At 48.0% G+C, this 24,471-nt stretch carries 16 protein-coding genes and 2 tRNA genes; 4 read left to right on the forward strand and 14 right to left on the reverse strand.

What is annotated here, in order from left to right:
* Positions 1-76: 76 nt before the first annotated feature.
* From ACVA58_RS07115 to ACVA58_RS07135, 5 genes are all read right to left on the reverse strand, one after another.
* Complete coding sequence (locus ACVA58_RS07115; protein ID WP_446509738.1) at positions 77-922, reverse strand: nitrilase-related carbon-nitrogen hydrolase; 846 nt, start codon at positions 920-922, stop codon at positions 77-79.
* Positions 923-997: 75 nt separating this feature from the next.
* Entirely contained in the window at positions 998-1,900 is a 903-nt protein-coding gene (locus ACVA58_RS07120) for a glycine betaine ABC transporter substrate-binding protein (protein WP_446509739.1), read from the reverse strand.
* Positions 1,901-1,920: 20 nt separating this feature from the next.
* Complete coding sequence (locus ACVA58_RS07125; protein ID WP_446509740.1) at positions 1,921-2,652, reverse strand: ABC transporter permease; 732 nt, start codon at positions 2,650-2,652, stop codon at positions 1,921-1,923.
* A gap of 3 nt (positions 2,653-2,655) precedes the next feature.
* On the reverse strand, positions 2,656-3,777 hold the full coding sequence (locus ACVA58_RS07130) for an ABC transporter ATP-binding protein (RefSeq protein ID WP_446509741.1): 1,122 nt from the start codon (positions 3,775-3,777) through the stop codon (positions 2,656-2,658).
* A gap of 28 nt (positions 3,778-3,805) precedes the next feature.
* Positions 3,806-4,462: an ABC transporter permease gene (locus tag ACVA58_RS07135; RefSeq protein WP_255044342.1), complete on the reverse strand. Its 657-nt coding sequence runs from the start codon at positions 4,460-4,462 to the stop codon at positions 3,806-3,808.
* Between the two features lie 465 nt (positions 4,463-4,927).
* Here ACVA58_RS07135 and ACVA58_RS07140 point away from each other — a divergent pair, with 465 nt between their 5' ends.
* The gene (locus tag ACVA58_RS07140; RefSeq protein WP_446509742.1) at positions 4,928-5,425 is read left to right on the forward strand and encodes an oxidoreductase; all 498 of its coding nucleotides are present in this window, start codon (positions 4,928-4,930) and stop codon (positions 5,423-5,425) included.
* A gap of 11 nt (positions 5,426-5,436) precedes the next feature.
* Positions 5,437-6,594, forward strand: a complete 1,158-nt coding sequence (locus ACVA58_RS07145) for a diguanylate cyclase domain-containing protein (RefSeq protein ID WP_446509743.1) — start codon at positions 5,437-5,439, stop codon at positions 6,592-6,594.
* An 89-nt stretch (positions 6,595-6,683) separates the two neighbouring features.
* On the opposite strand, the gene yiaY is transcribed toward ACVA58_RS07145, so the two are convergent.
* From yiaY to cobA, 7 genes are all read right to left on the reverse strand, one after another.
* Positions 6,684-7,832, reverse strand: a complete 1,149-nt coding sequence (yiaY, locus tag ACVA58_RS07150; protein ID WP_446509744.1) for an L-threonine dehydrogenase — start codon at positions 7,830-7,832, stop codon at positions 6,684-6,686.
* A gap of 358 nt (positions 7,833-8,190) precedes the next feature.
* A complete protein-coding gene (locus tag ACVA58_RS07155; RefSeq protein WP_446509745.1) occupies positions 8,191-9,699 on the reverse strand; it encodes a lytic polysaccharide monooxygenase in 1,509 nt (502 codons plus the stop codon).
* A gap of 287 nt (positions 9,700-9,986) precedes the next feature.
* Complete coding sequence (locus tag ACVA58_RS07160; protein ID WP_446509746.1) at positions 9,987-11,822, reverse strand: protein kinase domain-containing protein; 1,836 nt, start codon at positions 11,820-11,822, stop codon at positions 9,987-9,989.
* A 63-nt stretch (positions 11,823-11,885) separates the two neighbouring features.
* Positions 11,886-13,361, reverse strand: coding sequence for a NarK family nitrate/nitrite MFS transporter (locus tag ACVA58_RS07165; protein WP_446509747.1), 1,476 nt, complete (start codon positions 13,359-13,361; stop codon positions 11,886-11,888).
* 290 nt (positions 13,362-13,651) lie between these two features.
* Positions 13,652-13,990: a nitrite reductase small subunit NirD gene (gene nirD / locus ACVA58_RS07170; RefSeq protein ID WP_446509748.1), complete on the reverse strand. Its 339-nt coding sequence runs from the start codon at positions 13,988-13,990 to the stop codon at positions 13,652-13,654.
* Between the two features lie 16 nt (positions 13,991-14,006).
* Positions 14,007-16,607 carry a nitrite reductase large subunit NirB gene (nirB, locus tag ACVA58_RS07175; protein ID WP_446509749.1) on the reverse strand — a complete coding sequence of 867 codons (2,601 nt, stop codon included), beginning with the start codon at positions 16,605-16,607 and terminating at the stop codon, positions 14,007-14,009.
* Positions 16,608-16,656: 49 nt separating this feature from the next.
* Positions 16,657-17,505 (reverse strand): uroporphyrinogen-III C-methyltransferase, encoded by an 849-nt coding sequence (gene cobA / locus ACVA58_RS07180; protein WP_446509750.1) that lies wholly within the window; start codon positions 17,503-17,505, stop codon positions 16,657-16,659.
* Between the two features lie 420 nt (positions 17,506-17,925).
* Here cobA and ACVA58_RS07185 point away from each other — a divergent pair, with 420 nt between their 5' ends.
* Entirely contained in the window at positions 17,926-20,649 is a 2,724-nt protein-coding gene (locus tag ACVA58_RS07185) for a nitrate reductase (RefSeq protein ID WP_446509751.1), read from the forward strand.
* Positions 20,650-20,691: 42 nt separating this feature from the next.
* Here the strand turns inward: ACVA58_RS07185 and ACVA58_RS07190 are convergent.
* Together ACVA58_RS07190 and ACVA58_RS07195 are read right to left on the reverse strand one after the other, a co-directional pair.
* Positions 20,692-20,782: transfer RNA gene (locus ACVA58_RS07190), tRNA-Ser, on the reverse strand.
* Positions 20,783-20,806: 24 nt separating this feature from the next.
* Positions 20,807-20,894: transfer RNA gene (locus tag ACVA58_RS07195), tRNA-Ser, on the reverse strand.
* Positions 20,895-21,167: 273 nt separating this feature from the next.
* Here ACVA58_RS07195 and mscM point away from each other — a divergent pair.
* Entirely contained in the window at positions 21,168-24,464 is a 3,297-nt protein-coding gene (gene mscM / locus ACVA58_RS07200; RefSeq protein ID WP_446509752.1) for a miniconductance mechanosensitive channel MscM, read from the forward strand.
* Positions 24,465-24,471: the final 7 nt, after the last annotated feature.

Raw genomic sequence — 24,471 nt, forward strand, 5'->3', positions numbered from 1 at the left:
CATGGATGCCTTTATGCGTTTTTGAGATTACGCCAAGTTAAGTTGCATAGAGTAGGATAAAACTCACTTGCTTTGATTACTTTCCTACTCGCTTAGCCAGCAAATCCAGTACCAAACGGCTGTCTGCATCACGAATAGTTGGTAGCTGGAATCGCGCCTCGCGGGTATCTTTGATTGATACCGTTGCACTAATCAACGCTTCCTCGCTGCCAGCTTCAGCCAGGCAGTTACCGAAAGCATCCAAAATACGCGAACCACCCCAGAAACGGCTATTGCCTTCCAAGGCACAGCTGTTTGCCATCATCACCGGAACACCATAGGTCATCGAAATAAAATCGGTATTGGTTTTCCAGCCTTGTGGGTTAGAGAACTCATCAGACACAATATCAGCAGCCGAGTTGACCGGGGCCAGCATCAACGCAGGCTTGTCCAGCATTGCTAGGTGAGGCAATGCCGGATTCCATAGATCGGCACAAATCAGGGTATGCACCGACCAGCCGACAATTGGCTCGCAAAGTTCAAGATCTTGACCTTTGCTATACCACTTAGCTTCTTCCAGCCCACCGTAATTAGGTAGGTTAATTTTACGGTGTACATGCAGCAAATGGCCGTTTTTCACCATCGCCTGCGCATTGTAGAACTCACCAGCCTGAGCTTCTTCGATAAAGCCAGCACTGACGACCATGTCGCCAGCAGCATCAGCGAGCTTTTGCAGCAACGGATGAGCAGTATCCATTGCCACATCTAGCGTCTTTTCCCTCAAGCTATAGCCTGTTAGCGACAGCTCAGGAAACAACAAGACTTCAATACCTTGCTCGCAAGCCTGTTTGATATAGCTCAGGTGCTTTTCCAAATTGGCCTCGACATCACCCAATACAGGCGCGATCTGGGCAATACCGACACGTAATACTTCTTTCGTCATGATAAAAACCTTAAAAGGCCAGCTTTCGCTGGCCTTTGAATCATTAAGGGCACTCAGTCACTGTATCAAGTGTGATTACAGTAAACCGTTTTGCTCCAAGAACTGGCGAGAGACACGCTCAATCGATAGACCATCAACATCGACTAGGGCATTAAGGCTCGACATCGTGGCATCGTTCATCAGCGCCGACAGCACGTTAAGCTGCGCTGCCAATTCCGGGTTGGCCGCCAGTGCATCCTGACGGACAACTGGCGTTAGGGCGTAATTAGGAAAATGATTGCGGTCATCTTTCAATACATAGAAATCAAATGCTTTTACACGCCCATCGGTAGCGAACACCATTGTGATATCAACCACTTCCTGAGACAGCGCTTGATAGACCAAGCCAGAGTTCATTTTGCGCAGGTTACGGCGCGGCATCTCAAAGTCATACGCTTCAAGCAGTGATTTCAAACCATCCGGACGAGCCGAAAACTCAACGTTACTGGCCATCTGCGCGTCTTTGCCATCTTCAGACTGCAGCCAGTTCATCATATCGGTGATCGATTCAATGCCCTTCTCTTTGGCAAAATCTTTGCGCATTGCCAATGCATAAGTATTGTTCGCCTGCGAGGGGTCAAGCCAGATCAGGCCAACTTTTTCATCCAGCGCTTTTACCCGCTGATAAGTCTGTGCTGGGTTTAGCTTCTCAACCACTTTGTTGAATGTCACCAAACCAGTACCGGTGTATTCCCAGTACAGATCAACCTGACCGTTCAGCTGTGCAGTACGCAATACTGTTGAGCCCATACCGTCACGCTGGTCAACATCATAGCCCAGGCCGGCAAGATATTGCGCCGTCATCGAAGACATGATCAGTTGCTCGGTATAACCCTTACCACCAACCACAAGTTTGCCTGCAGCCTGCGCCGAAGCAGAGCACACGATTGCCGAGAGCATCATTGCCACGGCAGCCAATAAAGAAGTTACGCGTTTCATCGTTGTTTCACTCCGTGCCATTACTTACGGTTAGGGTTCACACCCTTACTCACAATCAGGAAAGTTACCAAACCCAGTATCACATCCATGATCAGTGCCAATACTGCTGTCGGGATCGCACCAGCCAACATCATCGGTGTATCGTAGAGATCAATACCCGCAAAGATCAGCTCACCAAGGCCAGTACCACCAATCTGGAAAGCCAGGGGAACCGTGCCAATATTGATGGCAAATGCAGTGCGGATACCCGCCATAATGACGTACATGGCATTAGGTAGCTCAACCTTCATCAACTGCTGCATCGGCGTCAAACCAATACCGATTGCCGCCTCTTTCAGGTGTGCCGGCACAGAAAGCAAACCGGTGTAGGTATTGCGCAAAATCGGCAGTACCGAGGCAAAAGCCAGGGCAAATACCGCCGGCTTGTCACCAATACCTAAGAAGCTCATCGACAGCGCCAGCACAGCCAGCGTCGGTACCGTGGTACCGATATTGAAGATCTGCATCACAACGTCGGCCGATTTACGACAGGACGGGCGGCTCAGAATAATGCCGACCGGTACACCCACTAGGATCGCAATTGAACCAGAGATCAACGTCAGCTTGATATGGTGGCCTGACAGATACAGGATTTCATCCCAGTAATGGACAAACTGCTCGACAAAGCCAGATGACTGTACCCAGATCCCAAGTAGGAATACTGTGACCAACAATAGCGCATTAAAGTAAGGGCTTAAGTTAATTGACTTCATCCCTTACCCCTTTTTTCGGAAACTGGCTCCCAGGTGGTGTGTAATACCACGCTGTGAAATTTCGCCACATAGTTGACCCTGCTCGTCAACGACAGCCAGCCAGCTAATATCATGGGCAAACATCTTAGAAACAACGGCACGCAAATCCTGCTCTTGTTTCATCAGGATAGGTAGGCCATCGTAATGATCGCTACACAAACCGCGCTGACTCATCGCCACCGACTTGGTGATCATACCGACGGGTTGCTGCTGGTTGTTCACCATCACAATCATACCGTGGCCGTAATCGTTCATGCGCTGAAGGGCAACGTCCAGCGAATCACTCGGCGATACCGTTGGTACCTGACGATCCATCACTTCACCAGCAGTCGATAACTGAAGGCGCTTCAATGTGCGGTCAGTACCGACGAAATCAGAGACAAAGTCAGTCGCAGGGTGGGCCAAGAGTTGATCTGGGCTTGAATATTGCTCAAGCTGACCATCACGGAAGATAGCCACTTTGTTAGCCATTTTCACAGCTTCATCAATGTCGTGGGAAACGAACATGATAGTTTTCTTCAACTCTTTGTTCATCTTCAGGAATTCTTCCTGAATCACTTCACGGTTGATTGGGTCGATTGCACCAAAAGGTTCATCCATCAAAAGTACCGGTGCATCGGCCGCCAACGCACGGATCACACCCACACGCTGCTGCTGGCCACCTGAAAGTTCATTCGGGTAGCGCTTCATGAAAGCATTGGGATCCAGTGCCACCATATCCAGCAGATCTTTCGCTCGCTGGGTACAACGCTTAGTATCCCACCCCATCAATTTAGGGATTAGGCTGATGTTCTCTTCAATGGTCATATTAGGGAACAGGCCAATTTGCTGGATAACATAACCAATGTTACGACGCAGCGTTACCGTATCGATACCGGTTGTGTCTTCGCCGTTGATCAATACACGGCCAGATGTTGGTGTTACCAGACGGTTGATCATCTTCAATGTGGTGGTTTTACCACAGCCAGACGGACCTAGCAGGACACAAATTTCGCCGGTCGGTACTTCCATGTTGATATGATCGGCCGCTGTCACCACACCCTGTGGTGTTTCAAAAACTTTTGTCAGGTTCTCAAGTTGGATCATGAAAACGCCCTCTTTAATTCGTATATCTTTAGCCGTGAACGACGACACCTTTTGGCGTGAATTTCTTCTGGATTTTCGCCAATACCGTATCGGCAAAAATGGCCAACAGGCTCACAGCTACAGCACCAACAATCAGCTGGCGCGGATCAGACTGGCTGATCCCTCGGGCAATGAACGTCCCCAAACCACCAGCACCAATGTATGTCGCGATTGCCATAACACCGATATTCATCACGACGGCAGTGCGAACACCCGCCATAATCACCGGAATTGCCAGTGGAATCTCCACAAGTCGAAGGCGCTGCATATTAGTCAGACCAATGCCTCTTGCCGCTTCGCGCAAAGCTGGGTCAACGTTGTTAATTGCGGTATAGGTATTACGAATAATGGGCAACTGCGAGTACAGCAAAACTGCAATCACTGCTGGCAGATAACCAATACCCTGGCCGATAATCGACAGCACGGGGATCATGATCCCGAACAAGGCAATAGAAGGGATCGTAATAATAATGGACGCAACGTATAGCACCACATTGGCTACACGCTGATTCTGGGTAATTGCGATACCAATAGGTACCCCTGTCATCAAGGCCAGGCCAACCGCCAAGCTAACTAACGACAGATGCTCTACAGTTCGAGAGACAATGACATCCCAGTTGTCCAGAACGAAATTGAAAATTTCCAATTTGCACTCCTGGATTAAAGAGTTGAACACAGATTGTTTATTGATTATTTCCGCTTAGATGCCGGAAACATTGATACAACCACACGGTTGTCAAAACAGGGGCTCCGCCCTGATAGACATGGTTTTCACCATAAGATTCACTTGTCTGACCAGGTGCCATACAAGCGAAAAAGGAAGGGGGATTCTAGTGAGTTCCCCTGACTAGCTCAAGTTTTTTCAGGAATTATTTTGATCTCACAACTTATTAGCGAGCAAAAAACAAACACTTTATCTTTAACCATATGATTGTAATGAAAACTTGAAATTCAAAAATACAATGAGTTCTTTGTATTTTGTTAGAAATTCTTTGCCTCACTATTAAGAGAAGGAACTACAATTAAATCCAAGTAACTGCACGGTGTTTGCAAGCCAAGCGCCTTGAGCTAACTTGGGTATACCATTAAGGATGAATATTGGGGGAGATGTATGCAAAAAGCTCGTTCGAAGCTACTGATGTTTTGTCTTCTTAATTTTTTATTTCTATTCACGGCATTCGCGGCATGGAGCCAACCTACCCCACTTGTGATTACCGGGCAAAATCCATCCGGTGAAATGCTGACACTCGAGATTCAACGCAACCAACTCGAACAGCTACCCCAAACCACATTATCAACCAACCTACCTTGGCTAGAGCAAAGCGCCACTTTCGAAGGCGTCCGCCTTCTCACCCTCATCGAGCATTTTGATTTGCCTGCCAACAAACTAAAATTGCTTGCGCTAAACGATTATTCCGTCGTCATCAACCATGACTACATCACACAATACAATCCGTTACTGGCAATAAAAAAAGATGGCCAATATTTAAAAGTGCGCGATTACGGTCCTTATTGGGTCATTATTTCACTCAATGAATACCCAGAAGCCGCCGAAACCAAGCATCTTGCCAATATGGTTTGGCAACTGACTGTTATTGAAGCCCACTAGCGAGTCGTGATATGGGTAATTGTCGTAGCCGTAAAATCACCTCCCTGTTCACTTACATAACACCGCTGCTTATTATCAGTATTCTGATTGCGGTGGCAGCCTTGAAACGAAATTCAGATACCATCGCCAATAGTCAGAATGAAGCGGCATGGTACGTGCTCCAACTCAACAAAGAGTATGCCGAGTTCCATCACCAACTGCATCGCTACGCGACCGGCAATAGTGATCACAACGATATGATGTTGCAATATGAAATTTTGTGGAGCCGATTCACAACCATTCTGACCAACACCCATATCAGCCACCTTTATCACTTTGATGGTGCCTACCACCAAATCAGCAAGCAATTTGCTTATATCCGGTCCATAGAGCCACAACTCATTGCCCTTGAGCCGGGCGATACTGAGCAAATATTAATCAAGCAGGTAAAAGAACGTTACGAAAACCTGGTGGTTTTCCTCAGCCACAAATTTCGGCTTTCTAGCGGCGATCTGTTGAAACGGGTAGAAGCGACCCAAACAATGGAAGTACTTATCTACTTCCTACTCTGTGCCATCGTGCTAATGGGCGGGATTTTATGCTGGGCGCTGTGGCGCGAATCAATATCCATGCGCAAGCTGGCGATGAGCGATACCCTAACTGGAATCCACAGCCGGTTATGGCTCAACAATCATCTCAATGAGTTAATCGAGGCTCAGCAACCTTTTCGGTTCTACCTTATCGATTTAGATGGTTTCAAGCTGGTCAATGACACCTTAGGGCATCACATGGGGGATCAGCTGCTGAAAGTGGTGGCGAAAAGGCTGGCGGCGCTCAACGGGGAGCACTACCACGTCGCCCGAATGGGCGGAGATGAATTTGCAGTTATCGAATCCCTCTCGGTCCAGCACGAAATCAATATCAGCCAAAAGCTACTCAACAGTTTCCAGCAACCGGCAGTGCTAAACGGCAAAACTTTTTCTATTTCCGCCAGTATCGGTAGCAGCGAATTCCCACTTAATGCGTCGAGTGTGAGTGAAGTACTTCAACAAGCTGACTTTGCGATGTACGAGGTCAAGCAACAAGGTAAAAATGGGGTACTCCATTTTACTTCGACTGCGCATGATATTACGACAGCAAAGCCCGGTTCCGCTTCCTCCAAAGTAAAACCCTTTACAAAAAGTGTCTAAATATCCTCTGAAGCCAAACAAAACAGCAGGCAAAAAAACGCCCACCAGCGGTGGGCGAAAATATCAATAATGCAGTGGTTGAAAAAGACTTACATTGCCGCAGCAAAGATGGAAGAAATCTCTTCGTGGCTTGCTTGTTTAGGGTTAGTGAAACCACAAGCATCTTTCAGCGCATTATCTGCCAGCACGGCAATATCTTCTTCTTTGGCACCCAACTGCTGAAGACCCGCAGGAATACCAACATCTTTAGACAGTATCTGAATCGCTTGCAGTGCCGCATCAGCGCCCTGCTCTGCTGTCATACCTTCCACATTCACGCCCATTGCTTTTGCCACATCTTTTAGGCGGTCAGGACACACCTGCGCGTTATAACGCTGAACATGTGGTAGCAATACCGCGTTACATACACCGTGTGGTAGATCGTAAAAACCACCTAGCTGGTGCGCCATTGCATGCACATAGCCTAGCGAGGCGTTGTTGAATGCCATACCCGCCATGAACTGTGCGTACGCCATTTGCTCACGGGCTTCAATGTTCTGGCCATCCTTCACAGCTGTACGTAAATGGGCTTGAACCAATTCGATCGCTTTAATTGCAACCGCATCGGTAATTGGTGTTGCCGCAGTAGACACATAAGCTTCAATCGCGTGAGTCAATGCATCCATACCGGTTGCCGCCGTCAAAGACGCAGGTTTAGCTAGCATCAGCTCAGGATCGTTAACCGACATCAACGGTGTGGTATTTTTATCAACGATGGCCATTTTGATGTGGCGCGCTTCGTCTGTAATGATACAGAAGCGAGTCATTTCACTTGCTGTTCCCGCTGTCGTGTTGATTGCAACCAACGGCAGTTGAGGTTTAGCTGATTGGTCAACACCTTCATAATCGGCAATCTTACCGCCATTAGAGGCCACCAAAGCAATACCCTTGGCACAATCGTGTGGAGAGCCGCCACCCAATGAAATAACAAAGTCGCATTCACCCTCTTTAAGCAGTGCCAAACCCGCTTCCACATTACCAATGGTTGGGTTTGGTTGTGTACCGTCAAAGACAACAGAATCAACATCACACTGTGCAAGCAAGTCCGAAACCTGCTTTACCATCCCAATTTGGCTAAGCACTTTATCAGTTACAATCAGGGCTTTTTTAAAGCCATGCGCTTTAACCGCATCAACAGCTTCAGTCAAACAGCCCGCACCCATCAAGTTTACGGCAGGGATGAAAAATGCACTACTCATGATAAATTCTCCATAATTATCAAAAACTAATTACCTTAACCAGCTTACAAACAACATTTATCACTATGCTTAAACAGGCTAGACGTAATCAGTTTTATTCTCTGCGAATAAAAGCTACCACCTAAAATGCGTGCAACAAATTGATCTTGGACAAGTTATAAATCCCCAAGAAAAATTCATTCGGTGTAGTTTGAGCCAGATCACCAAATCAACAAGTTACATATCAATATTGTCCACCACTGGAAACACTACCTTTCGATTTATCACTAAACATGACGGTAATTTGTGATTTAACGCTCATAAAAAAACGCCGGCTTATGCCAGCGTTTTTCTGATCCTACAAGTCGTTGCTTATTGATTATTGCTTGATCCAAGCGTCTTGCCACGCTGAACCAAATCCCGGCTCATAATGATACGGTGAATCAATATTACACCAGCCACCTTCAGGGAACGGACGGCACTGGTAAGTACTACCATCACGACCTAGAACCACAGTCTGACCCGGAACATAACTACCGATGCCCTCTGGGTAAGCGTAGTCATAATCACCACCACCTGAGCTATCCTTGATAGTCAGTGACTTGGTCTCAACCACCTTATGTTCACTGCTGTCTTGTTTGGCAGCAGTCACAACCACGCTGAACGATCCGGTTTGGGTCGTAAACAGCGACAAATCAATGTTGCCTTTGTCGACAATGTCACTCGCCAGTGCCAGCTGGTGACCCGTGCTATCTAGCAGCTTCATATTGATTAAATAGCGTCCCTCAGAGCTCACCGTTGCATCAATATTGGTTTTACCATCAGCACCCTGGGTATACTCGCTTTCTAGGCCTTGGACTGTTACCGGAGCAGGTTCAATCACGTCCCCATCACGCACATCCAGTGCATAGTTATAATCCGCGTTGGTGACAAATACTTGGTTGGTATACAGATCCGATGGCTGATAAATAATGTCGCCAGAGGCTTCTTCAACGCCTACTTGGGTAACAGTTACGTATTTCTCGTTGATCAACTGAGCCAGTTCATAGGACCACGTATTGATGTTCTCATTCGCTGCGGTAATAGCCAGCTTCTCGAACACAACCTCCGAACCTTGCTTATTGAAAATACGGAACCAAACACTATCGCCATCTTGGGCTTCAACACCCGGTTTAATGTACTGGCCCTTCGAGGTCCACTCTGGTGGTAGTACTTCACCATCGAAACGGATATCACTACAGTTATAGAAACCTTCACCAGCAGGATCATTACGCTGCCAGCGAGATACCAGCGTGGCTTCACCGCTGCGGCCGCTAGGAAGCGTTACATCAATGTAGTAATACTGTCCATTCGCTTCCTGCGTTACTTCCACATTACCCGCGGTATCAATCAACTCCAGATCATCCCACCCTAAACGACTATGGCCAGCATTGTAGTTTGGCTTGGTCAGGTAGAACTGCCAGAAGCTCGGGTTATGCGGCGCCGTTGCGCGATATCGCAAGGTGAAAGTTTCACCGGATTTCATATCAGTACGCTGCCAGTGTTGTGACGCAACACTCATACCGCTCTTACGTCCATCACCACCCGAACAAATCGAACCGTCGGGAACAGCCGCTTTAACCGCATCCATATTGTTGTAGTCTGGTACCAACGCCGCAAATTCATTTTTCTGCACCAGTGGATAAGTACCAGATTCCTGGAATGCAGCACGACAAGCTTCATTAGGGATCTGCGAGCCATCAGACGGCCCCCAATGACCACCATCAGACTCACAGATCACTTGACGAGCCGCAGGGAAATCGGCCCAACCGTGAGCACTGACGTGCAACGGAGAAAGGGCGGCCATGATGGATATCGCGCCCAAAGAAAAGTTAATCACATTTTTCATGTTTAGCTTCCATTATGATTATTTTGTTTAGCCTTTAGCTGACGATTATAAAGGTAACTCACTCCAACGTTGGTTCAAGTTGATCCCGTGTATTGAAGTGATTCGAATTTATTTATAGATTGTTTTTTATTGCCAGCAAAAAAACAGTAATTAAGAATGGAATGGTGATCTCATTTAATTTCATTCATTAAGATAAATAAAATTAATTGATTGAAATGAAATATTTAATTCATCAAGAAGCATTTACTTAACCAATATAAATATCAAGCCTATTTATGAAGGCAATATCAGGAGGCAAGGATGACAATTTGAACAATAACAACAAAAAACAAACAGAACGAGATTATTTTCCAGAACTTGGTCGGGTTCTTACTCTTCAAAGGACGTCTACTTGCCTGTTTTAATACCTCAGAGGATGGACGGTAGAGATCACCTGCGAGTTCAGACAGTGCCTCATAGCGCTGACTGGCTTGGGGGAAACACCCTTTTCTTATCACCACATCCAGCCACATCGGCAAGTCATCACGGTAATTCTCCAAAGGTATATATTCCGGCCATTGATTTATTGATTGTGAAGGCTTTGATAGTGGTGAGGGCTTCGGTGCGGATGGTGATTTAAATATATTTGGAAATGAATAGGGAAAATGGCCAGTCAACATTTCATAAATGATGATAGATATTGAATACATATCAGACTTCATTGTTACTTCCCCCCCTAATAAACCTTCTGGTGATAAATATTTTACGTCACCAACAGGAAGGGTTTCTGTTAGCGGTGTATTTAATTCATCGAAATGCTCTGAATACACGGAACCAAAGTCAATAATAACAATTTGATCTAATTGATTAACGATCAAATTTTCTGGCTTAATATCACGGTGAATAAGCCTGTGGCGTTGTAAAATTCGAACGGATTTAATTATTTCTTCCGCCATAACCCGTACTTTTTCTAAATCAGGTAAAGGGTTGTCTTCCATCCATTGGCGCAGTGATTTGCCCTCTACCCACTCACAAACATGGTAGAGAAACGAAGATTGGTGAGAAAAAGGATAGATCTTCATTATTCTATGATGGGATACCTGCTCACCGATCCAACCTTCACGGACAAAGCCTTGCAAGTATTGGTAATCCTCTGCAAAATTCAGTGAAGGCATCTTCAGCACATAGCGCTTGGTATCAAATTCACTGACGGCCAAGTAAATATGACTGCGTGGTCCGCTGTACAATACCCGTAAAATTCGATATTGATCGATCCGATTCCCCTCTTCCATCACTGGAGGGATCACCCGCCTTGTCAGCTCTTCAATATATTCATCCGCAGTAAGGGTGGGGAGAGACGTCACCTCAAGCAGCACACTCGACACATTATCCTGGCTTCCTGCATCTCGCGCCGCTTCCACCAGCAGTTCTGATTGCTGTTCTACATCTGACGGCGAGGGCATTGACGACAACATACGTTGCAGATCGACGTCATCCAGCCATTCATGGATCCCGTCTGTCGCCAGAAGCAGGCGATCTCCTTTTTCTAACCGTATCTGCTGAAAGTCAACTTCAAGATGGCTATCCATGCCTAGCGAACGGGTTAAAAAGTACTGCTGACCATACTGATGGCGGCGATGATCTTGGGTGAGTTGGATCAGTGCTTGGTCGCGGTACAGGTAGGCGCGGGTATCGCCCACGTGCATGATATAAGCAGTATTGGATTTAATGATCACGGCACAGAAGGTTGTTACCAACCCGTTATGCTGCAGCTCAGTTTGACGACCTTGATGGAAAAGCCATTGATTCAGAGCGTGAAGCACTTTTCCTGCTGATTGCTTTACCCCCCACGTTTTCGGGGTTGCATAGTATTCTTCTATAAACTGGGTGACGCATAATTGGCTCGCTTTCTGGCCTTGCTCGCTGCAACTCACGCCATCAGCAAGACAGGCGACAATCCCCTTGTGCAAACACTCATCACGCCGCTTGGGCTGGTAAACCGCAAAGGCATCCTGATTACTGGATTTACGCCCCGCCACCGAACACCCGCCAATATCCAGTTGCAAGGTATTGGTTTCCTTAACCTGTTGATGGTTTTGCCGCTTCAAGTCAGCGGCTACTTTCGAGTGCATTATCTCGCTCATACACATCACCTTTCAAACTAGTTGACCGGCTTACTCAACCGTTGCCGAGTAAGCCGGAAAGGCTTATCGATTAGCGACATCAATCATCATGATACTGCCGTCTTCATTCACCTCAGCAATCTGGCCGCTTGGCTCTTCCATCATCAACAAGGTGATAAAACCAATCACCGCTGTTGCTGCAATGACATAGAAGAAAGTGCTGTAATCAACTACCGATAAAATGGTGAGGTAGCACACGGCCCCGACATTACCGTAGGCACCGGTCATCCCGGCGATCTGTCCGGTCATCCGGCGCTTGATCAGTGGTACGGTGGCAAAAACAGCCCCTTCACCCGACTGGACGAAGAAAGAGCATGCCATCGCGGCGACCACTGCTAACCATACCGGCCAGCTGCTGTCGACCTGGCCCATCAAGAAGTAACCGGCAGCCAAACCGGCAGTCAAGATAAGCAAGGTGGGTTTACGACCAAACTTGTCGGAGATCCAACCTCCGCCAGGACGAGACATCAGGTTCATAAAGGCATAAGCAGACGCAACCATCCCAGCCATCACGGGGGTCAGCTCAAAAGTTTCCGAAAAAAACAGCGGCAACATTGAGACGACAGCCAGTTCAGAGCCAAAGGTCGCAAAGTACAACACATTCAACACCGCAACCTGCTTGAACTTGTAACGATGTACCTCGGAAACCGGTTTTACAAACACGTTTTTATTAACGCGCCATACCTGCAGGACTTCATAACAGTAAATCAAGACTAAAAGGACATAGATCCCCATGACGGCAACATCACCAAGCATTCCGATCCCCGACGGTGATAATTTCCAAGCCAACAAGGCCAACGCACCGTACATAGGCAGTTTCATGAACAGCAACAGGAAGAAGTCACCTTTGGACGTCACCTCCATCGCCCCTAACTGCTTCGGCTTAAAGTAGGTTGCCCCTTTGGGTGTGTCCGTCACATTGGCGTAAAACACAAAGGAGAAAAGTAGGCTCATGACACCAGTAATAGCCATGGCATAACGCCAACCATCTTCGCCACCGAACATAATAGCGACAGTGGGTAAGGTAAAGGCAGCGGCAGCCGAACCAAAGTTACCCCACCCCCCATAAATGCCCTCAGCCGTGCCCAGTTCATTATGCGGGAACCACTCGGAGACCAAGCGGATCCCGACAACAAACCCAGCACCGATAAACCCGAGCGCAAAACGGGCTATCGCTGCCTGAACAAAACTGTCGGCAAGAGCGAAGACAAAGCAGGGAATAGAGCAAACAGCTAACAGCGCGGAGTAGACTAACCGTGGTCCATATTTATCGGTGAGCATCCCGATAACCACCCGCGCGGGAATGGTAAAAGCGACATTGAGGATCAGTAGGGTCTTTATTTCCGCCGTGGTTAATCCTAAAGAGCTTTTTACCGATTGAAGTAGAGGAGCAAAGTTGAACCACACAAAAAAGGTAATGAAAAACGCAAACCAGCTAAGGTGGAGAATTTTCATTTTCCCCTTAAACGAAAAGATATTGAACTTGCCTGTTTCTGACATCTTGGTGTTTCCTTTTTATACTGACTTGCCATTAGTCATGCATTGTTCATACCAAAAAATAAAATTCTACTTTATCAGAATGTTATAAACACAAAGATCAAATAAAACCACAAGAAGCACCAATATGAATCAAAAACAAAAAAGTAAGCACCACATTTAACCAAAATATTCAATAACAGGCGGTTAAACCCACATCTACAACATATAAATATTCTTTCATAGTAGCTCATAAATAGAATAGATATAAAAAATCACAGCTTATGCTGTGATTTTTCATATAAAGCTTACCTTTACACACTTAGCTGAACATCTTCACCCTGACATCTTACCGAAAAAGTTTTCAAATTCACCTCTGGTAACTCAACGCATTGACCCGTTAACAGATTGAAGTGCTGCTTATACAAGGGAGATGCGACAACAATGTCATCCCCTTTCGATCCTAAGATCCCTCGTGACAGCACATTGGCTTTACCAACCGGATCATAGTTATCAACCGCATATAATGAATCTGTACGATGACAATAAAAAATCGCCACTTGCTCATGTCCCCACAAGACACAAACACCCGCGTTTTTGATTAATGCATCTCTATGGCACACGGTATACCACTTTGCCTGCTTCTGCTCCATGCTCACCCCCACTTATCTACTTAGTAATATCAATGACATTGATCTGCTCGCCGGCTACACCTTGAGCCCCCCTCCCTTGCGGTAAGTTAACCTGCAGGCTCCTTTCCGCAAGAGTCTGTGGCCTACGCTGTCCCCGCTCTGACACATAGGCCAGTTGGCTATCTTGCTGTTCGCTATTGATAAAGTGTTTGAAGCGCTGCAGCTTCTCTGGCGAGGCCAAGGTCGTTTTCCATTCACACTGATATTGACTGAGCGTGCGAGCCATCTCCTGCTCAAGCTCTTCAGCCAGACCAAGGTGATCATCAACCACCACCTTTTTGAGATAATCCAACCCACCTTCTAAGTTTTCCAACCATACTGATGTTCGCTGCAGACGATCGGCAGTGCGAATATAGAACATCAGCAACCGGTCGACATAACTTATCAGGGTATCAGCATCCAAATCAGTAGCGAGCAAATCGGCATGGCGAGGACGCATTCCTCCGTTACCACAGACATACAGATTCCAACCGTTTTCTGTTGCAATCACACCAATATCCTTAGACTGGGCTTCAGCACATTCTCGGGTACAACCTGATACGGCAAACTTGAGCTTGTGAGGGGCGCGTAGCCCTTTGTAGCGGTGCTCGAGATCAATGGCAAAGCCGACACTGTCTGCCACGCCATATCGACACCAAGTACTCCCGACACAAGATTTGACGGTACGAACCGACTTACCATAAGCATGGCCTGTCTCAAAACCGGCATTGATCAAAAAATGCCAGATTTCAGGTAATTCATGCAGTTGGGCGCCGAACAAATCCACCCGTTGCCCACCAGTGATCTTGGTATAGAGATCAAACTGCTTCGCCACCTGCCCCAGCACTATCAACTTGTCCGGAGTGATCTCCCCGCCCGGGATCCTTGGCACAACCGAATAAGTACCATCCTTTTGCATGTTGCCGAGGAAGATATCATTGGTATCTTGCAGCTCTAGGTGCGAGTCGGCCAATACATAGTCATTCCAGTACGACGCCAGCATCGAGCCCACAGCAGGTTTGCAGATATCACAGCCCAAACCGCTGCCATACTCTTTGAGCAATGCATCGAAGGTGGTGATCTTTTTCACTCTGACCAAGTCAGCCAGTTCTTGACGGGAATAGGCAAAGTGCTCACAGAGGTGGTTGCTCACCTCAACGCCCATCGCAGCCAACTCGGCATCCATCACTTGCTTAGCCAATGCCGAGCAACCGCCGCAACCGGTTGAGGCTTTGGTGGCCGTTTTCAAATCAGCCATCGATGAACAGCCATCAGCCACAGCCTGTCTGATTTGCCCTTTGGTCACGTCATAACATGAACATATCGAGGCACTGTCGGGCAGCGCTTCGACCCCCAGCCCAGCCCCCGCGCCTTCCCCTTCGAGCTGGGGCAGTATCAATACCGCCGGATTTTCTGGCAAAGGCATGCCATTAAGCTTGATCTGCAGCAATGACTGGTAGTTGCTGACATCCCCCACCAGCACGGCACCCAGTATCTTGTCGCCATTGGGGGATAGAATTAAGCGCTTATAGACCTGTTCCAAGTCATCGCTATAGGTGTAAGACAGTGCGCCGGGTGTTGCGCCGCTGACATCACCAATGCTGGCAACATCGACTCCCAGTAATTTAAGCTTGGTGCTCATATCCGCACCGACAAAAGACAAACCCGCATCTGGCTGGCAGAAGTGATTTGCCAGTACTTTTGCCATTTGATAGCCGGGAGCAACCAGTCCAAAAATCCGCTGTTGCCACAGGGCACATTCACCAATGGCGTAGACATCGTCCGCACTGGTCTGGCAATGGTCATCAATCACAATACCGCCCCGCTCCCCAACCTCAAGACCACACTGGCGAGCCAGCGTATCTTGTGGGCGGATCCCCGCTGAGAACACGATCATATCGGTTTCCAAGCATGAGCCATCAGCAAAATTCATCCGATACCGGCAGCTTTCACCAGCAACAATCTCGGTCGTGGCCTTTTCGGTATGCACCGATACGCCAAGTGTTGAGATTTGGCGAGCGAGCAAGTCTCCTCCGCCCTGATCCAACTGTACCGCCATCAAGCGCGGCGCAAACTCCACCACATGGGTCTCGACTCCCAACTGTTTAAGCGCATTGGCAGCCTCAAGCCCCAACAGCCCGCCCCCCACAACGACACCCACTTGACTCTGGGCTCCAGAGTGGGCAATGGCATCCAAATCTTCGATTGTTCGGTAAACATGGCAATGCGGCTGGTCGTTACCGGGGATTGGCGGAACAAAGGGGTAAGACCCTGCTGCCAGCACCAGTTTGTCATAATGCTCACGCAGCCCACTTTGGGTGACAATGATCTTTGCTGAGGTATCTATCTCGCTGACCTGTTCATTGAGCAGATACTCGACCTTATTATTTTGATAATCAAGCTCATTCGCTAACGCCAGATCTTGCGCACTTTTTCCGCCAAAATAACTACTTAACTGCACTCGGTCATAGGCCAACCTTGGCTCTTCGGAAAAGGTCAGGATGCTGAATTGCTGTTGCTTATCCTGAACCAACATGTCTTCAATGAACTTGTGCCCAACCATACCGTTGCCGACCACAATAATTTTTTTCTTATCCATTTCTGCTCTCCCCTGAGCGACTGACTTCACTGCTTACTCTCTGTTGCTCTCAAGCCGACAGCTGGATCTGTTGTTCGGCAACCAGGCTAACCCACTGCAGTTGCTCTGATAGGGCAACGACCTCACCGACAACAATTAAAGCCGGTGAAATCACCTGATGGCGCTGTACCAGTTCAGGTAAATGCTGCAATAATCCGGTCACTATTCGTTGCTCGGGGCAACATCCTTTCTCGATCAAGGCCACGGGGGTGTTAGGCTCTGCGCCACCGGCAAGTAGCTTGTCCCGGATCATGGCTGATTTACTGACCCCCATATAAAACACCAAGGTATGATCAAGCTGTGCCAGCACTTGCCAGTTAAGATCCAATGACTGCTCGGCATGCCCGGTTACAAAAGTACATCCTTGTGAATAGCCCCTATGCGTCAGTGGGATACCGGCATAGCTGGTACAACCTGCTGCCGCCGTGATCCCCGGTACAACTTCAACAGGCACATCAGCGGCTTTTAGTGCCAGCATCTCTTCACTACCACGGCCAAAAACAAAGGCATCACCCCCTTTAAGCCGGCAAACCGTCTTACCCTGCCAGGCCAGTTTCACCAACAGCTCATTGATCGCCTCTTGGCTGGCACTGTGCTCTCCCTTCGCCTTGCCGACATACAAAGCTTGGGTATCCGCCGGAAATCGTGCCCGTATATCCTTGCTCACGAGGCGGTCATAGACAATGACATCCGCCTGCTCAATACTTTCCACCGCCTTAAGTGTCAGCAACATAGGATCGCCAGGTCCGGCCCCGACCAAGTCCACTTTCCCTACCTTACGCCCGGTTAAAGGCGATGCTCCTATCTGGATGCTCTCTGCTGGGTACAACACCCCAGCACGTTCTCTGATCGTTGGCATACATCTCCTACCCGTTCATATCCTTTGAAATCTGTTACTAGATAGTGAGCAAAGACGATGCCAGCTCAAAATAATTACAACTGGCCGAACCCAATAGCATTGCCAAGTAACTGTTATTAATATCTTTAATTAAAAAGCGTAAAACCTGCCGCGCTGGCAACAACCACTTTTCTCCTCCGATGACTGCCCAGTCCCCGTGCAAAGAAAGCCCTGCCTTGCACCAAAATAGCCACCACCCCAGTACTTTATACAAACAAAGGTACTACTTTAGGGGTACACACGGAGCTTTTAACCATAAAACAACCAAAAAACCATTCAATCCACCAACCCATCTACCCATACCAGCACCAAGAAAGCTGGCCTGGTTATTGCTCATCTCTTATTCGACGTACTGATTTTCAAAGCCAAGGAGAACAACAGGTGAACCAAAAAGAAAATACCTGGATTAAATCGACCTGTGCCTACTGCGGAGTAGGCTGTGGCATTGAAGCGAGAGCAAACAGTCATGGCACATTGGAAGTTCGTGGCGATAGCCAGCACCCCGCCAATTTTGGCAAGTTATGCTCTAAGGGGTTAGCCCTAGGAGAAACGGTAGGGGTAGAAGGAAGGCTGCTAAAACCGCAAATTAACCAACAGGATGTCTCGTGGGAGGAAGCACTGGCCGACGTCGCAGTTCGGTTCAAACATATTATCGAGCAACATGGCAATGACGCAGTGGCCTTCTACGTCTCAGGTCAATTACTGACGGAGGATTACTATGTCGCCAATAAGCTGATGAAAGGGTTCATCGGCAGCGCCAATATCGATACCAACTCTCGTCTTTGCATGTCTTCCAGTGTCGCTGGGCATAAACGGGCATTTGGAGCGGATATTGTGCCGGGCTGTTATGAAGATCTCGAATTGGCTGACTTAATCATACTAACGGGCTCTAATCTGGCTTGGTGTCACCCCGTTCTCTTCCAGCGGCTGCGAGAGGCTAAAGCCAAACGACACTGCAAAATTATCGTGATCGATCCACGCAAGACACCGACCTGTGACATTGCCGACATGCACCTTCCACTCTTACCGGGCAGCGATATCGCCCTGTTCAATGGCTTGCTGGCTTTCCTCAGTGAAAATAACGCATTAGATTATAAGTACATAGAAGCAGCAACTGAAGGGCTGGCTCTAGCATTAGCGACGGCTTTCCGGTTTGGTGATATTGAATCGGTGCAGGCTGTGACAGGGCTCGATAAAACGCAGATCCTCGCTTTCTATCAACTTTTTGCCGCTAGCGAGAAAACCGTTACTGTATACTCGCAAGGCATCAACCAGTCCACATCAGGCAGCAATAAGGTCAACAGTATTCTCAACTGCCACTTGGCGACTGGCCGAGTAGGTAAACCGGGCTGCACCCCCTTCTCCGTAACTGGTCAACCCAATGCGATGGGGGGACGCGAGGTTGGTGGACTGGCCAATATGTTGGCTGCCCATATGGACTTTGACAGCCCTGAACATACCCAACAGATCAGCGAATTTTGGCAAACGGATAATCTCGCTTCTGCACCGGGCCTCAAAGCTATTGATATGTTCAACGCCGTCGAGAGCGGGCAAATCAAAGCCATCTGGATAATGGCAACCAACCCCGCTGTCAGCTTGCCAGAAAGCGACTGTATCAACACGATTTTAGCGAATTGCCCTTATGTGGTGGTGTCTGATTGCATGGCCGATACCGATACACTGCGCCATGCGAATGTGGTATTGCCCGCCCAAGGCTGGAGTGAAAAGTCAGGCACCGTCACCAACTCGGAACGAAGGATCTCCCGACAGCGACGCTTATTGCCGTCACCGGGCGAGGCCAAACCCGACTGGTGGATCATCAGCGAAGTGGCCAAAAAGATGGGCTTTGGCTATGCCTTCGACTACCAAAATGAAGCCGACATTTTTCGCGAATATGCCCAGATGACAGCTCTGGGCCAAGGGGAAGAAATTGCCGATATACCTAAACATAGAGTCTGTGCACTGTCCAGACCGCTGAACCTGTCAGGGCTTACTGACTTAACAGCAAAACAGTACCACCAAATGCCTCCGCAACAATGGCCAGTCACAACCTATAACCAACCGACGACACGGCTATTTGGCAATGGTGAGTTTGCCACCCCTTCGGGTAAAGCGCAGTTTATTGCCACCGACTATCGGCCTATCGCAGAGATCCCATCTTCCCAGTACCCGTTGCTATTGAATACCGGTCGAATACGGGATCACTGGCACACCATGACCCGAAGCGGATTATCTCCTCGCCTCAGCGAGCATATCAGCGAGCCTTACCTTGCCCTATCGGCCAAAGATGCCAAACAATTCTCAATAAAGCCCAACACCTTGATTAAAGTCACCAGCTACAAGGGTGAGATATTTCTACGGGCACGGATCAGCAAGGAGTGTCAATCCGGCCAAGTCTTTGCCCCGTTTCATTGGAATAATTGCACCACCAGTATGGGCAAAGTGAATACGCTTATCGCCGCAGAGCGAGACCCACTATCAGGGCAACCGGAGTTCAAGGCAACACCGGTAAACATTGAACCATCACCCTATCAAAGTGAAGCGCTACTGATCACTCAGGATAAGCGCGCTGCAACGAGTATGAGCCACCAAGCGCATTGGACAAGCCAGCGCACCCATAACGGTCACCTTTTTCGGGTGATATCCCAACAACAACCAGAGCAATTACATGCATCGCTTGCGGCGCACCTTAGCAATGTGCAGAGCAGTGTTCGGGGGAAAGGCCAGCAGCTCATTAATATTGAAGTGAACAATGAAAGCCGTTATGCCCTATTTCAAAACAACCATATCCACAGTGCCTTTATTGTTAGCGCTGACTTACACCATTGCGATTATGACTACTTATATACCTTAATCGGCAGGCCGTTATCAGACCCGCTCGTGCAAGCCTTATTTACCGGCAAAGCGCCACCGGGACACCAAAATGGACGGCTGGTTTGTGCGTGCAAGCAAGTAGGCGTTAGAACCATAGAACACGCAATTCGAGCAAAGTCTTGTTGTTCGGTGAAACAGATCAGCGATGCGACCCAAGCAGGGACCGGATGCGGAAGTTGCTTGCCGGAGTTGCAGCTCATGCTTGAAGAAATATACGTTAAGCAGGTATAGACGCAAAAAAGCCCAGCATTTCTGCTGGGCTTTTTCTAAATGTGGCGGAGAGATAGGGATTTGAACCCTAGATACGCTACAAACGTATGCCGGTTTTCAAGACCGGTGCTTTCAACCACTCAGCCATCTCTCCGAATTGTATCACCTTAAAAGATGATGGCGGTGAGGGAGGGATTCGAACCCTCGATACGTTGCCGTATACACACTTTCCAGGCGTGCTCCTTCAGCCACTCGGACACCTCACCACATTGTTGCTTTGACGCCTTGCGTCTCAACGGCGGCTAATGTAATCACTTAGCGTATCAGGGTCAAGTGCTTTTACCGAATTCTTTTCCAACTGGCGAGGAATGGTTCAAATTGTACCAATGTCCAGCAAAACGCTAATCCAAATATCGATGGCGTGTGCTATATACGCAAGATACACTACAATTTAACACGTATTATCAATCTATTATCTCTCAAGCCAATTTTACCTAACTGTCTCATTCAGGCTTGAGTCTCTGTCTTTTTGGAGTGTTATGATCTTCCGGCTATTTTCTGCTCTCTTCTTCCTCGCGTTAAGCCTTGCTGCTCCCCCCAGCCATGCGTTAGAGGGACATTACGACGTTTGGAACCAAACTCTGGATGCGCAAATTAAACAACTCAGTGCCCAGGACAACACACCAGAAATAGTCAAAGAGCTTGATACCCTGCAAAATGCCAAGGGGATGATTGAGAACGCGGTCGGTTTTGATGAAAAAACGCAAGGCTACCGCCAACTGATCGAAGAGTTTCCAGCACTTAGTGACAAACTAAAACAGCAAGTCGATAGCTTTGCCACCACCAAATTTCCTGACTTCAGGGAGCTGTCGCAAAAAGAGTTAGCAGATGCCATTAAACAGCAAGACGCTAAAATCAAGCAGCTGGAGCAAAGCCGTAACAGCAGCAAAAACGAGTTAGGGTCGATTGAAAAAGGGATCGATGAGTTTTCTAGCCGCTCTACCCAACTGCGTGACTTGATCAAGCAAGAAGAACAAGCGCTGAGACAAATTGAGAACCAGCCAGATACCAACAACCAGCAACTGGTCCATCAAATATCTCACCAGTACTATGTCAGCGAACTGTATATGCTGGAAGCGGAGCAGCTCAGTGCCGGTAACCGCCGCACCCTCGTTAAGCAACGTATCCAACTACAGAACCTAGAGATTGATGCACGGCTAGCTTACCGCAATACGTTACAACGTGAGTTATCCCGCCAGCAACGTCTTGATACCGACATATCCTCGGAGGAGAACGACCAGTTTGAGTTGGATCTTGACGACCAGCCTGATAGCCTTCGCCAGCTGACTATCAACAACAAACGTTACATAGCGGCGTTAAAGGGCATCACATCGCGCAGTGAGCAGGTCCAGCAAAGCCTCACCACCACCCGTAAACAAATTCGCGAAGTCGAAAGCACTGCCGACGATCTGGAAACTATGGCGGAATGGCTCAAGCTCAGCCCTGCATTCAGCGAAAACTTACGCACCCGCATCAGCCGCTTACCGGCTAACCCGCCCATTGAGCAGCTAGACAAAGATATCGCCCAAAATCAAATCAAAAAATACGAATACCAACAACTGGCTGACTCACTTAAAGAAAGTCACTCTTCCCCAAGTACTGGCGATCTGAATGAAGAACAGCTATTACAGGAAAATGCGCTCATTGAAGCCAACCAGATACTACTCGAAAAACTCATAGACCAAACCGATACCCTGATCTATCAACAAGCAACACTGAAAGTCTCTTACGAGCAGCTAAACAGTAATCTCAACGACTTGCATACCTCAGCAAACAAGCAGTTGTTCTGGGCTCCTGATACCAACCCGGTTAGCATCAACTTTGTTATTGCCACCTGGGAAAAGCTCAAGTGGTTCTTTTCTCCTTACCAATGGGTTGGCTTTATCAAGTTTCCAGCGGTTGCCGATAAAGTGAAACTGTCGTTCGCACTGACCATCATTGCCGTCATCATTCTCGGCTTGAGCTGGTGCCGAAAATACTGGAAGCGCTACCTTACCGATACCAGCAAGAAAATCGGCAAGGTCACCCAAGATACCTTCCGCTACAGCTATAACAATGTCTTCTTCTCGTTTTTACTTGCATGGCCGATCCCGATTATTATTGGTTTGGTGGGGTTAATATTCTCCAGTGGCTGGCAATACCCATTTGTCCATCACCTCGGTCAGGCTCTGACGCTACCGATGGCTCTTGTCATGTTCTGCTTCATGCGTGAGTTAGTGCGCCCTAATGGCTTGTTGGTTAGCCATTTTGAATGGGAACAAGATCTTATTGGTCGCTGCTTTACCCATTATAAGCAACTGTTGTGGATCTACCTGCCGATGATGGTGATCCAGCAATTTGCCCACCTCTACAGCGATATTGATGTGAATGCTACCTTAGGCCGGTTGGCATTTATCATCAGCAATATCTCAATCAGCTATTTCTTGTGGCGGATGTGCAAGGAAAAACTGCCGATGACCTATGGCAATCTGCCGGAAGGTAAAGCCCATATTGGCCACCACCTGTTTTGGTGGACACTGATTTTTGTTCCACAGGGGCTGAATTACACCGCACTCAAAGGCTATCTTTCCTCATCGCAGGATGTGATGCACAAGCTGGAGTTCTCGGCGGTCATTGGGGTGATCACCATATTGATCTACTACCTCGTCAAGCGGTTGATGCTGATCCAAAAACGGCGATTGGCTTTTGAGCGCGCCAAGGCCAAACGTCAAGAGATCATCGCCCAGCGGATCGCTGAGGTAGAAGAGGATAAAGAAGAGCATTTTGGCAGCAACGAAATGCAGATTGAAATCGAAGAGCCAGAAGTGGATCTGGATAAAATCAGTGCCCAGTCACTTCGCTTGCTACGCTCTTTGTTGCTACTGATTTATTTAGCCTGCCTTTCTACGGTATGGGCCGACTTCTATCAGGCAATATCCTACCTTGGTGATGTGACCCTGTGGGATGTAACCAGCAAAATTGATGGTATCGATGAACTCAGCTCTATTTCGGTCAGTAGCGTATTGCTGGGGCTTCTCGCCGTTTGGCTGACTGCCATCGTTGCCCGAGACCTACCAGGTGCCATGGAGTTATTGATCCTCCAGCATCTGGATCTATCACCGGGCACAGGTTATGCCATTACCTCTTTGACGCGCTATGTCGCTATCACCATGGGGATCCTGATTAGCTCAGGGTTGGTGGGATTTGACTGGTCCAAAATGCAATGGCTTGTCGCTGCACTTGGTGTCGGTTTGGGCTTTGGCCTTCAGGAAATTTTTGCCAACTTTATTTCTGGCCTGATCATCTTGTTTGAACGACCAATTCGTATCGGGGATACCATCACGATCCGCAATCTGACTGGGATCATTGCCAAAATCAATACCCGCGCCACAACGATTGTCGATTTTGACCGAAAGGAAGTGATTGTGCCAAACAAGGCCTTTGTCACCGAGCAGTTCATCAACTGGTCACTGTCAGATCCAATAACCCGAGTAACCCTGTCAATCAGTGTGAATTACTCAGCCAATACCGATTTGGTTACCAAACTGTTATTTGAAGCGGCAGATGAATGCGACCTAGTACTGGATAACCCAGCCCCTGAGGTCTTCTTCCTGACCCTAACCGCTGATAGCCAGAACTTCGAGGTCAGAGCTTATGCGGCAGAAACGTCACACCGCCTAAGTTTGACCCATGACTTACACAACCGGATCAAAGAGAAGTTCAAGCGACACGGTATCCAAATAGCCAACCCGCAGCTTGAAATACAGATGAAGCGTCGCCGTACAACGACATCGTAGGTTTGAT

It is taken from the genome of Photobacterium sp. DNB22_13_2 (genome assembly GCF_052873915.1).